The sequence below is a fragment of the Hydrogenophaga sp. SL48 genome (assembly GCF_021729865.1).
Lineage (GTDB): Bacteria > Pseudomonadota > Gammaproteobacteria > Burkholderiales > Burkholderiaceae_C > Hydrogenophaga.
Window position 1 is genome coordinate 4,377,608 of the sequence record NZ_CP063400.1, and the last position, 12,818, is coordinate 4,390,425.

Below are 12,818 nucleotides of genomic sequence, written 5' to 3' on the forward strand. Positions count from 1 at the left end.
AAATAGAATGTTGTCGATGTATTCGGCGATAAACTGCTGTTTAAGCATCCAGCCTGTACACAAAAACACTTGCCGGAAGCGAACACCCACTCACACGCTCAGGAGCACGTCACATGGACCCGATCAGCAAACCAAACCCCGTCAACGCCGAAAAAGCCAAGGCCCTGCAGGCCGCGCTGGCCCAGATCGAAAAGCAGTTCGGCAAGGGCACCATCATGCGGCTGGGCGAAGGCGAGGTGATCGAAGACATCCAGGTCGTCTCCACCGGCTCGCTGGGGCTGGACATCGCCCTGGGCGTCGGCGGCCTGCCGCGCGGTCGCGTGGTGGAAATCTACGGCCCGGAATCCTCGGGCAAGACCACGCTGACCCTGCAGGTGATCGCCGAGATGCAGAAGCTGGCCGGCACCTGCGCCTTTGTGGACGCCGAGCACGCGCTGGACATCCAGTACGCGCAGAAGCTGGGCGTGAACCTGCAGGACCTGCTGATCAGCCAGCCCGACACCGGTGAACAGGCGCTCGAAATCGTGGACTCGCTGGTGCGTTCCGGCGCGGTGGACCTGATCGTGGTGGACTCGGTCGCCGCGCTCACGCCCAAGGCCGAACTCGAAGGCGAGATGGGCGACAGCCTGCCCGGTCTGCAGGCCCGCCTCATGAGCCAGGCGCTGCGCAAGCTCACCGCCCACATCAAGAAGACCAACTGCATGGTCATCTTCATCAACCAGATCCGCATGAAGATCGGTGTCATGTTCGGCAGCCCCGAGACCACCACCGGTGGCAACGCGCTCAAGTTCTACGCCTCGGTCCGCCTCGACATCCGTCGCACCGGCACGATCAAGAAGGGCGAAGAAGCGATCGGCAACGAAACCAAGGTCAAGGTGGTGAAGAACAAGGTCTCGCCCCCGTTCAAGACCGCCGAGTTCGACATCCTGTTCGGCGAGGGCATCAGCCGCGAAGGCGAGATCCTGGACCTGGGTGTGCTGAACAAGGTGATCGAAAAGTCCGGCGCCTGGTACGCCTACAACGGCGAAAAGATCGGCCAGGGTCGCGACAACTCGCGCGAATTCCTGCGCGAAAACCCCGAGCTGCGTGTCGAGATCGAAAACAAGGTGCGCACCGAGCTGGGTGTTCCGCTGCTGCCGGTGGACGAGGCGCCCGCGCCTGCCAAGGCCGCCAAAGCGGACAAGGCCGCGGCCAAGCCGGACAAGGCCGAAGTCCTGAGCGAGTGAGCGTTGTGAGCACGGCACAGCGAGCGGTGGAGCATTCGTCGCATGGCGTTTGATCAGATCTCCCTCAAAGGCCGTGCCCTGCGCCTGCTGGCCGGGCGCGAGCACTCCCGCGCCGAGCTGGAGCGCAAACTGAGAGCCCACGAAACGGAGCCGGGCGAGCTGGCCCGCGCGCTGGACGAGCTGGATGCCAAGGGCTTCATCAACGAACAGCGTGTGCTCGAATCCGTCGTGCACCGCCGTGCTTCCCGCCTGGGTGCCGCCCGTGTGAAGCAAGAGCTGCAGGCCAAAGGGCTGGACCCGGTTGCGGTGGCCGAGGCGGTGGCTGCGCTGCGTGGCACCGAGGTGGAACGGGCCCGCGAGGTCTGGCGCAAGAAATTCGGATCACCGCCGGCCGATGCGGCCGAGCGCGGCAAGCAGATGCGGTTTCTGCTGGCGCGCGGCTTCGGCGCCGAAGCGATCCGCCGCGTGGTCGGCGGCAGCGACGAAGACTGAGCGGAGCGGCGAATCCAGCGAGAGGGCGCGACTGGAGCGGGGCGTCTGTCAGCACACACCGCGGGGGTGCTTCACTTCAGGCGACGCCCTCGTACATCGGCCGGCCCTCGTTCAGACGGATCCAGCCTTTGACGATGCGGTAGATGAACCAGACCAGGTTCGCGAACAGCACGGCAAACCCGACCACGACCACCAGGCTCAGCACACCGAGCACGCTCCACAGCAGCCCGAACCAGAAGGTGCGGATCTGCCAGCGGAAATGGCTCTCCAGCCAGGTCCCCGCCACGTCGTCGCGCTTGACGTAATTCATGACGATGGCGACCAGGATCGTCACCCCCACCAGGATGGACGACGCGTAGAGCGCGTAGATCACCGTGGTGAGTGTTTTGTTGGCTTCGTCGCTGGCGGGTGCGTTCATGTCGGCTCCGGGCAGGGGATCGGGGGGCGTGGCGCAGCGCAAGGGCTTCGAACACGTTTCTGAACTATAGCCACTGCCCCTTGAGCGGCCCACTGTATAAACAACGCCTTATGAATAAAAACCTCTGGCTGCTGGCCGCCGCGCAAGGCCTCTTCCTGACCAACAACGTGGTCTTCATCGCCATCAACGGCCTGGTGGGCCTGTCGCTCGCACCGTTGGGCTGGATGGCGACGTTGCCGGTGATGGGCTATGTGGTGGGTGGTGCGCTCTCCACGCCGCTGGTGGCGCGCACCCAGAGCGCCTTCGGCCGCCAGGGCTCGTTCCAGATCGGTTTGCTGGTGGCGCTGCTGTCGGCCCTGCTGTGCTACTGGGCCGCGGCCGACAAGAACTTCTGGCTGCTGGTGGCGGCCACGGTGATCGCGGGCTACTACAGCGCCAATGGCCAGCTCTACCGCTACGCGGCGGCCGAACTGGCGACCCCCGACTTCCGCGAAAAGGCGGTGTCGCTGGTGCTGGCGGGCGGCCTGGTGGGCGCGGTGCTGGGGCCCAACCTGGCCAGCCGAACGCGCAACCTGCTGGAGGTGCCGTTCGCCGGCGCCTACCTCTCGCTCGCGGTGGTGGCGCTGGTGTCGATGGGCATCATGGCCTTCCTGAAGTTCCCGCCGCTGCCACCGAAAAAGGCGAACGCCGACCCGGGACGCCCGCTTTCGGTGATCGTGCGCCAGCCCATCTTCATCGTCGCGACCCTCGGCGCCGCGCTGGGCTATGGCGTGATGAACCTGCTGATGGCGGCCACGCCGCTGGCCATGCAGGTGTGTGGCTTTCCGTTCGACGACGCGGCCCTGGTGCTGGAGTGGCACGTGATCGGCATGTTCGCGCCGGGCTTCTTCACCGGCCATCTGATCAAGCGCTTCGGCGTGCTCACCATCATGGGCGTGGGCGTGGTGCTGAACGCGCTGTGCATCGCGATCGCGCTCACCGGCGTGGAGCTGCAGCAGTTCCTGGTGGCGCTGTTCCTGCTGGGCGTGGGCTGGAACTTCCTCTTCACCGGCGGCACCACACTGTCGCTCCAAGCCTACAGGCCTGAGGAAAAAGACCGCGCACAGGCCGCCATCAACTTTTTCGTGTTCGCCACCATGGCGCTCACCTCGTTCGCCTCCGGTGCCCTCGTGACCACCCAGGGCTGGGCCCTGCTCAACCTGGGGTCGCTGGTGCCGGTGGCCCTCACCGGCCTGGCCTTGTTGTGGCTTGCGTGGGTCCGGCGCCAGACCCACAATGCGGCCTGAACCGGTGCCTCCCGGCACCGGTCGTTCATTTCACAAGCGAGGTTTCACATGGGACTGTTGGATTCACTGGTGGGCGCCGCTCTGGGCGGCCAACAAGGCGACCGGGCAGCCAGCGCGGGCGGCATCGACCCCCAAGTGCTGATGGGCATCATCGGGGCGCTGATGAACAGCAGTGGCGGGCTCTCGGGCATCCTGGGCAAGCTGCAGCAGGGCGGCCTGGGTGAGGCAGCGGCTTCGTGGGTGGGGACCGGCGCGAACCAGCCGGTCTCGGCCGACGCGCTGGGCGGTGCCCTGGGCCCGGACCTGATGGACCTCATCGCCCGACAGCTCGGCGGCAACCAGCAACAGGCCGCCGGCACCATGGCCGACCTGCTGCCCGGTCTCATCGACCAGCTCACACCGCAAGGCCAGCTGCCCGCCGACAACGGCATGGGCGCGCTGGGTTCGCTGCTCGGCGGCGGACAACAGGGCGGCAACGGCCTGGACGCGGGCGACCTGATCGGCATGCTGGGCGGCATGCTCGGCAAGCGCTGAACAGAAGGGGCGGCGTGGCCCGCGCGGGCGCGGCGGGGGAGGCGCCTCAGGCCGGCGCCTGGTGGTCCAGCCAGGCGCTCAGCGTGGCGTAAGCGGTGGACGGATCGGTCTCGTTGAAGATTTCGTGGAACTGACCATCGAGGCGCCGGCTGCTCACCCACTGCGGCGGCGCCACGGCGGCAAACGCCCGGCTGCCTTCGGGGCGCACCAGAAGATCGGCGCCCGCGTACATCAACAGCGTCGGCACGGCCCAGCTCGGCGCGGCGGCCACCACACGCGGGCCGTTGCTGTCGATGAAGTGCGCGAGCCGCGCGGAGATGCGGTTGTGCACCAGGCGGTCGTTCTGGTAGGCCTGCACGACCGCAGGGTCGTGCGAGATGGCGTTGGCGTCCAGCCCGTTGGGCAGCGTGAGGTTCGGCGCCCAGCGATAGAGCAGGCGGGTGAGCGCTCGCTGGAACCGCGTCATGCCCGTGTCGAACGCCGGCGACGACAGCACCAGGCCATCCACGGGCTCGATCTGGCGCTGCACGAAGGTGGCCGCCACCAGCCCGCCCATGCTGTGCCCCAGCAGAATCAATGGGCAGGCCCAGGGCTGTGCGATGTGGCGGCGCGTGTCGTCCACCACCTCCGCCAGGTCGTCGAGCAGCGCATCGTCGTCGGGCAACACACCGGGCTCGCCACCCGACTCCCCGTGTCCCCGCTGGTCGTAGGCCCTGACCGAAAACCCCCATTCGTTCAGTCGCTGGGCCACGTCGTCGTAGCGCCAGGCGTGTTCCCCCAGGCCGTGCACGATCAGGATCACCGCGCGCGGGCGCTGCCGACTGGGCAGGGGCCAGTCGTAGGTGGCGACGTTGAGGCCGTCGCGCAAAGTGAAGGGGGACTGTGTCGAATCGATCATGCGGCGACGGGTGACGGCCAGCGTTTCAGGAACAGTGCGAGGTCAAGGCATCCGCGCCATCACCTGCGCCACCGACGCGGTGAGGCGGCGTGCGTAGTCCAGGTGCAGGAACTCGTTCGGGCCGTGTGCGTTGCTCTTGGGGCCGAGCACGCCACAGACCATCATCTGCGCGCTCGGGAAGCCCTGGCTGAGCATGTTCATGAGCGGGATGGTGCCGCCCTGGCCGATGGTGCCGCAAGCGGCGCCGAAGTGGGCCTGTGAGGCGCTTTGCAGCGCGTCCTCGAACCACGGCGTGGTGGCGGGGGCGTTCCAGCCGGTGGCGGAGCTCTTGCCTTCGAAGGTGACCCTGGCCTGGTAGGGCGCGTTGTCTTCCAGCAGGGTCTTGAGCTGGTCCACGGCCTGCGCGGCGTCCACCAGCGGCGGCAGGCGCAGACTGAGCTTGAAGGCGGTGTAGGGGCGCAGCACGTTGCCGGCGCTGCCGATCTCGGGGAAACCGTCGGCCCCGGTGACGCTGAGCGTGGGCCGCCAGGTGCGGTTGAGCAGGGCCTCCACCGGGTCGGTGGTGGTGGGCAGCGCGAACACGGTGGAGCCCCCGCAGTCGTGGTGCGCCCAGGGGAAACGTTTGTAGAGCTCCTCGCCCAGGACGGCGGCCGTGGCCCGCGCCTGCGCCAGCCGTTCGGCCGGCACCTCGCAATGGAAACTGGCGGGCAGCAGGCGGCCGGTGGCGCTGTCTTCGAGCCGGTCGAGCACCTGCCGCATGATGCGAAAGCTCGACGGCACCAGGCCCGAGGCGTCGCCCGAATGGATGCCCTCGGTGAGGACCTCGACCTTGAGCACACCGCTGGCCATGCCGCGCAGGCTGGTGGTGAGCCAGAGCTGGTCGTAGTTGCCGGCGCCGCTGTCGAGGCAGATCACCAGGCCCACGTCGCCCAGCCGGGGGCGCAGCGCGTCCACGTAGGGCAGCAGGTCGGCCGAGCCGCTTTCTTCGCAGGTCTCGATCAGGCCGACGATGCGCGGGTGCGCCACGCCCTGGGCCTTCAGCGCCTGGATGGCCGCGATGCTGGCGTAGACCGCGTAGCCGTCGTCGGCGCCCCCGCGGCCGTACAGCTTGCCGTCGTCGATCTTGGGCGTCCAGGGGCCGAGGTCGCTGCGCCAGCCGGTGAATTCGGGTTGTTTGTCGAGGTGGCCGTACATCAGCACGGTCTGGCCCGAGGCCGGCGCCGGCGTGCCGTCTTTGCCCGCGCTGGCCGGCACCTCGAAGAACAGCACCGGCGTGCGGGGCACGCCGTTCGCGTCGTTCAGGCGCACGATCTCCAGCGTGAGGCCCTCGACGGGCTGCGCACGCACCCAGTCGGCCGCGCTCTGCAGCACGCGCTCCAGCAGGCCGTGGGCGGCCCAGTCGGGATCGAACATGGGCGACTTGGCCGGCACCTCGATGTAGCGCACCAGCTCGGGCACGATGCGCTGCGCCCAGGCGGAGTCAACATGGGCCTGCAAGGCCGACGGGTCCAGCGGATGGGGCAGGCGGGCGTTCATGGCGTTGATCTCCGGACCGGGCCCGGCGGCCCGCGATCAACAAGTATAGGCAGGCACCGCCACCACGACGGTGCCAAAGGGCCATCCGCCGCGCGGGGCCGCCTCGCCGCCGGTGCTTGGGCGCTCAGCCCTGAGCCGTCGTGCCTTCGAGCCGGAACACGCGCACCACATGCGCCAGGCTGGTCGCCTGGTCTTTCAGGCTTTCCGCGGCCGCGGCGCTCTGCTCCACCAGCGCGGCGTTCTGCTGGGTCATCTGGTCGAGCTGCGTCACGGCCACGTTGACCTGCGCGATGCCCTGGCTCTGCTCGGCCGTGGCCGAACTGATCTCGCCCATGATGTCGGTCACCCGCTGCACGCTGGCCACGATCTCGTCCATGGTCGATCCGGCGTCGGCCACCAAGCGCGTGCCGGCATCGACCTTGTCCACGCTGGTGCCGATCAGGGTCTTGATTTCCTTCGCCGCTTCGGCGCTGCGCTGCGCCAGGTTGCGCACCTCGGCCGCCACCACCGCGAAGCCCCGGCCCTGTTCACCGGCACGCGCCGCTTCCACCGCGGCGTTCAGCGCCAGGATGTTGGTCTGGAAGGCGATGCCGTCGATCACGCCGATGATCTCGCTGATCTTCTGGCTGCTCTGGTTGATCTGGTCCATGGTCGTGACCACCTCGGCCACCATGGTGCCCCCGCGACGCGCGATGCTGGCGGCCGATTCGGCCAGCTGGTTGGCGGTGCGGGCGGCGTCGGCGCTGTGGCGCACGGTGCTGGTGAGCTCTTCCATGCTGGCCGCCGTCTCCTGCAGGCTCGACGCGGTCTGTTCGGTGCGGGCCGAGAGGTCCTGGTTGCCACTGGCGATCTCCACCGACGCGGTGGTGATGCTGTCGGTGGCGTGGCGCACCTGGCCCACCGTCTGGCGCAGCGACGACACCATCTCCCCCAGCGCCGCGAGCAGGCTGCCGGCGGGCGCGTGGCGCAATTCCACGGCCAGATTGCCGTTCGCCACGTCCTTCATCACCGCCACCGCCTCGACCGGATCACCACCGATCTGGCGCGTCACGCTGCGCAGGGTCGCCCAGCCAATGCCGCCAATGACCAGCAGCGCCGCCAGCCCGACCCCGAGGTTGGTGAGGAGCGCCTGGCGCACCTGCGCGTCGAGGTCGTCCGTGTACAGGCCGGAACCGACCATCCAGTTCCAGCCGTCGACCTGGATCACGTACTGCAGCTTGGGAACCGGCGCGGTGCTGCCGGGGCGCGGAAAGTTGGTCTGCACAAAGGCGCGTCCGTTGCCGCTGTTGCGAAGGCCCTTGATCAAGGCCTCGATGATGTCCACGCCGTTGCCGTCCTTGACCTTGCCAATCATGTCCTGACCGGCCCATTCGGGCTTGAGTGGGTGCATCACACCAGCACCCGCCATCGACCAGATGTAGTAGTAGTCCTTGCCCTCGGCACCGTATCGCGACATGCGCAAGGCGTCCTGGGCGGCGCGCTGGGCCTCGGCCTCGGTCATCTTGCCGGCGGCCGCCTGGGCACGAAAGCCCTCCACGATGGTGTGCGCCGACTGCACGCCGGTGACCAGCTGGCCTTGCAGGCCTTCGGTGATCTGCCTGCGCGACTGGAACACCGACAGGGTGGCGATGACGGCGATGCCGAAGACCGCAAAGAGCACCAGCGTGGTGATCTTCTGGCGAAAACTCAGGTTGTCCAACATGATGAGACTCGATTGATGGTTGAAAAAACGGGTCAGGCTTGCAAGCGGAACACCTGCACCACCTGAGACAGGCGGGAGGCCTGGTCCTGGAGGCTCGCGGCCGCGGCCGCGCTCTCTTCGACCAGCGCGGCGTTCTGTTGAGTCATCTGGTCGAGGTGGTTCACGGCGGTGTTGACCTGGCCGATGCCGCTGCTCTGCTCGCCGCTGGCGGCGGTGATCTCGCCAATGATGTGGGCCACACGCTGTGCGTTGGCCACCACTTCGCCGATGGTCTGGCCCGCTTCGGCCACCAGGCGGGTGCCGGCTTCCACCGTGTGCACGCTGGCGCCGATCAGGCCCTTGATTTCTTTCGCGGCCTCGGCGCTGCGCTGCGCGAGGTTGCGCACCTCGGCCGCGACCACCGCAAAGCCCCGGCCCTGCTCGCCCGCGCGGGCCGCTTCGACGGCCGCGTTGAGCGCCAGGATGTTGGTCTGGAACGCGATGCCGTCGATCACGCCGATGATGTCGTTGATCTTCCGGCTGCTGTGGTTGATCTGGTCCATGGTGGCCACCACCTGGCCCACCACCTGGCCACCGCGCGCGGCGACCTCGGCGTTGGCCACCGCCATCTCGCTAGCCTGGCGCGCGGCGTCCGCGCTCTGGCGCATGGTGCTGTTGAGCTGCTCCATGCTGGCGGCGGTCTGCTGCAGGTTGCTCGCGGCCTGCTCGGTGCGCGCGCTCAGGTCCTGGTTGCCCGAGGCGATCTCCGCCGACGCGGTGTGGATGCTGTCGGTGGCGCTGCGCACCTGGCCCACGGTGGCCTGCAGCGACGACTGCATCGCGCGCAGGGCCTCCATCATCGACGCGGTCTCGTCGCGCCCATCGATCTCGATGCGGCGCGTCAGGTCCCCCGCGGCGATGGCCGAGGCCAGTTCGCGCGCACGGTCCAGGGGGTTGCAGATGCTGCGCAGGTTGAGCCAGGTGAAAGGCACCAGCAGCAGGCCCACCCCGGCGAGCACGCCCAGGTTGAGCAGGGTGGCCTGGGTCGCACCGTGCTCGCGTGCGGTGCGCGCCTCGGCGGCGTCCGCGTCGAGCACCTCGGCGGTCTTGAGCAGTGTGGCGTCGAGCGCCAGCATGTGCGCCTTGGCGTTGCCCAGCATCTTGTCGGCCGTGTGGCTGTTGTCGTAGGCACCGTCTTCCACCTGCAGCACGATCTGCTGGGTCGACTGGGCGTAGGCCGTCAGCCGCTTCAGGGCCTCGTCGATCAGCGGCGCTTCCCGGTCGTTCGCGTCGGTGCGCATCGCTTCCAGCTGCTTCTGCGCCGCCGCCACCGCCGCGGTCCAGCGGTCGCGGTGCTGGTTGAGCGTGATGCGGTCGTCGTAGTAAATGATCATGTCCTTTTCCGCCCGGTTGACATCCCCGACCTGGCGGTTGACGCTGCTCAGCGCGTGCGCCCGCTGCAATGACCGGGTGATGAACTGGTCGGTGCGCTCGCTCTGCTGCCACATCGACAGCACGCCCGTCGCGGCCACGAGGCACACCAGGGTCACCATGAGCACCAGCATGCCGACCAGGCGGGTGCGGATGCGAAAACGGCGCATGGCGTGGATGAGCGGGTTCATGCGGGGTTCCTCACGGGTGACAGGCGGAACGTGGCGACCACGCTGGCGAGCTGGATGGCCTGTTCCTTCAGGCTCTGGGCCGCTGCCGCGCTTTCTTCGACCAGCGCGGCGTTCTGCTGGGTCATCTGGTCGAGCACGCCGACCGCCGTGTTGACCTGGCCGATGCCTTGCGACTGTTCGTTCGCGGCGGTGGTGATGTCGCTGATGAAGGCCGCCATCTTCTCGGCGTTGGCCACGATCTCGCCGATGGTGCTGCCCGCATCGGCCACCAGCCGGCTGCCGGCATCGACCCGGTCCACGCTGGCGCCGATCAGGCCCTTGATTTCCTTGGCCGCTTCGGCGCTGCGCTGGGCGAGGCTGCGCACCTCGCCGGCCACCACCGCAAAGCCCCGGCCCTGTTCGCCCGCGCGGGCCGCTTCGACGGCGGCGTTGAGCGCGAGGATGTTGGTCTGGAACGCGATGCCGTCGATCACACCGATGATGTCGCTGATCTTCTTGCTGCTGTGGTTGATCTCGTCCATGGTGGCCACCACCTGGCCGACCACGCGGCCGCCGCGTTCAGCCACCTGGGCGTTGATCGCCGCCATCTGGCTGGCCTGGCTGGCGGCGTCGGCGCTCTGGCGCACGGTGCTGTTGATCTGCTCGATGCTGCTCGCGGTCTGCTGCAGGTTGCCCGCGGTCTGCTCGGTGCGGTTGGACAGGTCCTGGTTGCCCGACGCGATCTCCGCGCTCGCGGTGCTGATGCTGTCGGAGGTGTTGCGCACCTCGCCGACGATGCGGGCGAGGCTGTCCTGCATGCCGGCCAGGGCCTGGGTGAGGCGGGTCAATTCGTCTTTTCCGCGCACGTGGATGCGCTGCGTCAGGTCGCCTTCGGTGATGGCCGTGGCCAGTCGCTGGGCTTCGCTCAGCGGCTGGCAGATGCTCTGCATGTTGGCCAGGGTGGTGGGCACCACCACGAGCGCCGCCACGGCGAGCGCGAGGGCGAACCACATCTTGGTCTGGTCGCTGGCGGCCTTTTCCTCGGCCAGCAGCGAGGTCGCTTCGGCGGCCACGATGGCCTCGATTTTCTTGATGTCACCCTGCAACAGATCGAAGCGCTCGTGCGCGCGGGCCAGCATGCGGTTGGCCACGGTGGCGCTGTCGTAACCGCCGTTTTTGATGTTGCTCACCACCGGCTCCACCGCCGCAGAATAGTCTTTGAGCTTGCTCTCGACATCGCGCAGGATCACGTTGTCTTCGTCATCTTCCCCCTGGCGCATGGCGGTGATGTACTGGCCGATTTCGGTGCGCGATTTTTCCCACTGCATGTGGGCGAGCGAGAGTTGTTCGGGCGATTCGTACTGGATCACCATGTCTTTCTCGTGCCGACGCAGATCGGCCAGCGCCAGGCGCAGGCGGGAGAGATCGATGGTTTCCTGGTAGGCGTGGCCGACGAAGTGCTCGCTGAGCGCATGCAAGCGCTGCATGCCCCACAGCCCGGCACTGCCCACCAGGAGCAGCAAGGCCAGCACGACAGCGATCGCACCGATCATTCGAACGCGAATGGAAAACTGACGCATGAGGGGCTGGAGCGACATGGGTGGAATCCGAATGGGAAGTTGAAGAGGAAACGATGCGTTCGGCCGCTCACGAGGCGCGTGCGGGTCTGAACACCTGGACCGCCTGCATGAGGCGCTGTGCCTGGTCCATCAGGCTCTGGGCGGCGGCGGCACTTTCTTCCACCAGCGCCGCGTTCTGCTGGGTCATCTGGTCGAGGTGGCTCACGCCCGCATGGACCTGGCCGATGCCCCCCGACTGCTCACCGCTGGCCGAGGTGATCTCGGCAATGATGTCGGCGACCCGCTGGGCGTTGCTCACCACCTCGCCGATGGTGCTGCCCGCTTCGGCCACCAGCCGCGTGCCGGCTTCGACCTTGTCCACGCTGGTGCCGATCAGGCCCTTGATCTCTTTCGCGGCCTCGGCGCTGCGCTGCGCCAGGTTGCGCACCTCGGCCGCCACCACCGCAAAGCCCCGGCCCTGTTCACCGGCACGCGCCGCTTCCACTGCGGCGTTCAGCGCCAGGATGTTGGTCTGGAACGCGATGCCGTCGATCACGCCGATGATGTCGCTGATCTTCTGGCTGCTGTGGTTGATCTCTTCCATGGTGGCCACCACCTGGCCCACCACCTGACCGCCGCGCGCGGCCACCTCGGCGTTGGCCTGGGCCATCTGGCTCGCCTGGCGTGCGGCCTCGGCGCTCTGGCGCATGGTGTTGTTGATGCCGTCCACGCTGGCCGCGGTTTGCTGCAGGTTGCTGGCGGCCTGCTCGGTGCGCACGCTCAGGTCGTGGTTGCCGGAAGCGATTTCGCGGCTCGCGGACGCCACCTGGGCGGCCGAGCTCTGCACCGACGCCACCACCGCCTGCATGCGCTGCAGCGTGGCATTGAGCGCCTGCGCCCGCGGCGTCTCGACCTTGAATTCTCGCATGTCCAGCACGATGCCGTCGGGCTGGTCCACGGCGGCGACGATCTTCGCGAGTTCCTCGCCTTCGCGGGCGGTGCGGCCCATGCCCACGGCCAGAACCACTTCAAGCGCGGTCTGGATCACCACGTACACCGCGTGCAGCGCGACCCGCCAGAAGTTGGCCTCGGTGGTGCAGTAGAAACCGAAGCCCGCCGCCTGCAGGCGATCGAACAGCACATGGTGCACCGCGAACAGGCCAGCGGCGAACACGATGGGGCGCCAGTCGAGGTAGACGAGCAGCAGCGCCAGCGTGACGAAGACGCCAAAGTGGTACTCCAGCTCGCCGTGAGCGAGCTGGATCTGGAGGGCCACCAGGGCCACCAGCGAGAAAGCCAGCGTCATGCGCGAGGCCAGCGTGCCACGGGCGCCCAGGTAGGCGGTGGTCGCGATGCCGGTCAGCACCAGCGCGCCGACCACGGCCAGCGCCAGCTCGAAGTACAGGTAGCCGATGAGCACGGCGGCGGCCGCGCTCAGCCCGACGGCGGCCAGCAACACCTTGTCACCCAGCAGGGCCTGGGGGTTGCTGCCCACGCGGGCGGAGGAAGAAGAATGACGGCTCATGGCGATCCCTAGGTCAGAAGCGAGGCAGGCCACCACCGGGTTGGTCTGCGGTGGTGGTGGGG

At 68.0% G+C, this 12,818-nt stretch carries 11 protein-coding genes; 4 read left to right on the plus strand and 7 right to left on the minus strand.

The window, feature by feature from the left end:
* Window positions 1-113: 113 nt before the first annotated feature.
* Together recA and recX are read left to right on the plus strand one after the other, a co-directional pair.
* Window positions 114-1,226: a recombinase RecA gene (gene recA, locus IM738_RS20675; RefSeq protein ID WP_236962912.1), complete on the plus strand. Its 1,113-nt coding sequence runs from the start codon at window positions 114-116 to the stop codon at window positions 1,224-1,226.
* 42 nt (window positions 1,227-1,268) lie between these two features.
* Window positions 1,269-1,718, plus strand: coding sequence for a recombination regulator RecX (gene recX / locus IM738_RS20680; protein ID WP_236962913.1), 450 nt, complete (start codon window positions 1,269-1,271; stop codon window positions 1,716-1,718).
* Window positions 1,719-1,794: 76 nt separating this feature from the next.
* Here the strand turns inward: recX and IM738_RS20685 are convergent, their stop codons facing one another.
* Window positions 1,795-2,136: a DUF4870 family protein gene (locus IM738_RS20685; RefSeq protein ID WP_236962914.1), complete on the minus strand. Its 342-nt coding sequence runs from the start codon at window positions 2,134-2,136 to the stop codon at window positions 1,795-1,797.
* A 110-nt stretch (window positions 2,137-2,246) separates the two neighbouring features.
* Here IM738_RS20685 and IM738_RS20690 point away from each other — a divergent pair, with 110 nt between their 5' ends.
* Entirely contained in the window at window positions 2,247-3,422 is a 1,176-nt protein-coding gene (locus IM738_RS20690) for an MFS transporter (protein WP_236962915.1), read from the plus strand.
* Between the two features lie 48 nt (window positions 3,423-3,470).
* On the plus strand, window positions 3,471-3,956 hold the full coding sequence (locus IM738_RS20695) for a YidB family protein (protein WP_236962916.1): 486 nt from the start codon (window positions 3,471-3,473) through the stop codon (window positions 3,954-3,956).
* 46 nt (window positions 3,957-4,002) lie between these two features.
* Here IM738_RS20695 and IM738_RS20700 read toward each other — a convergent pair whose 3' ends face one another.
* From IM738_RS20700 to IM738_RS25955, 6 genes are all read right to left on the minus strand, one after another.
* Window positions 4,003-4,854: an alpha/beta hydrolase gene (locus tag IM738_RS20700; RefSeq protein ID WP_236962917.1), complete on the minus strand. Its 852-nt coding sequence runs from the start codon at window positions 4,852-4,854 to the stop codon at window positions 4,003-4,005.
* A 42-nt stretch (window positions 4,855-4,896) separates the two neighbouring features.
* Window positions 4,897-6,390 (minus strand): M20 family metallopeptidase, encoded by a 1,494-nt coding sequence (locus IM738_RS20705; protein ID WP_236962918.1) that lies wholly within the window; start codon window positions 6,388-6,390, stop codon window positions 4,897-4,899.
* 124 nt (window positions 6,391-6,514) lie between these two features.
* On the minus strand, window positions 6,515-8,092 hold the full coding sequence (locus tag IM738_RS20710) for a methyl-accepting chemotaxis protein (RefSeq protein WP_236962919.1): 1,578 nt from the start codon (window positions 8,090-8,092) through the stop codon (window positions 6,515-6,517).
* A 32-nt stretch (window positions 8,093-8,124) separates the two neighbouring features.
* Window positions 8,125-9,693: a methyl-accepting chemotaxis protein gene (locus IM738_RS25950; RefSeq protein WP_272907698.1), complete on the minus strand. Its 1,569-nt coding sequence runs from the start codon at window positions 9,691-9,693 to the stop codon at window positions 8,125-8,127.
* Entirely contained in the window at window positions 9,690-11,270 is a 1,581-nt protein-coding gene (locus tag IM738_RS20725) for a methyl-accepting chemotaxis protein (RefSeq protein WP_236962920.1), read from the minus strand. Before IM738_RS20725 ends, IM738_RS25950 begins: the two co-directional genes overlap by 4 nt.
* A 49-nt stretch (window positions 11,271-11,319) precedes the next feature.
* Complete coding sequence (locus IM738_RS25955) at window positions 11,320-12,756, minus strand: methyl-accepting chemotaxis protein (RefSeq protein ID WP_272907699.1); 1,437 nt, start codon at window positions 12,754-12,756, stop codon at window positions 11,320-11,322.
* Window positions 12,757-12,818: the final 62 nt, after the last annotated feature.

Coding starts and splice junctions, on each gene's coding strand:
- IM738_RS20725 (WP_236962920.1), bottom strand. CDS start 11,270: ATGTCGCTCCAGCCCCTCATGCGTCAGTTTTCCATTCGCGTTCGAATG.
- IM738_RS25955 (WP_272907699.1), bottom strand. CDS start 12,756: ATGAGCCGTCATTCTTCTTCCTCCGCCCGCGTGGGCAGCAACCCCCAG.
- recX (WP_236962913.1), top strand. CDS start 1,269: ATGGCGTTTGATCAGATCTCCCTCAAAGGCCGTGCCCTGCGCCTGCTG.
- IM738_RS20690 (WP_236962915.1), top strand. CDS start 2,247: ATGAATAAAAACCTCTGGCTGCTGGCCGCCGCGCAAGGCCTCTTCCTG.
- recA (WP_236962912.1), top strand. CDS start 114: ATGGACCCGATCAGCAAACCAAACCCCGTCAACGCCGAAAAAGCCAAG.
- IM738_RS20705 (WP_236962918.1), bottom strand. CDS start 6,390: ATGAACGCCCGCCTGCCCCATCCGCTGGACCCGTCGGCCTTGCAGGCC.
- IM738_RS25950 (WP_272907698.1), bottom strand. CDS start 9,693: ATGAACCCGCTCATCCACGCCATGCGCCGTTTTCGCATCCGCACCCGC.
- IM738_RS20695 (WP_236962916.1), top strand. CDS start 3,471: ATGGGACTGTTGGATTCACTGGTGGGCGCCGCTCTGGGCGGCCAACAA.
- IM738_RS20700 (WP_236962917.1), bottom strand. CDS start 4,854: ATGATCGATTCGACACAGTCCCCCTTCACTTTGCGCGACGGCCTCAAC.
- IM738_RS20710 (WP_236962919.1), bottom strand. CDS start 8,092: ATGTTGGACAACCTGAGTTTTCGCCAGAAGATCACCACGCTGGTGCTC.
- IM738_RS20685 (WP_236962914.1), bottom strand. CDS start 2,136: ATGAACGCACCCGCCAGCGACGAAGCCAACAAAACACTCACCACGGTG.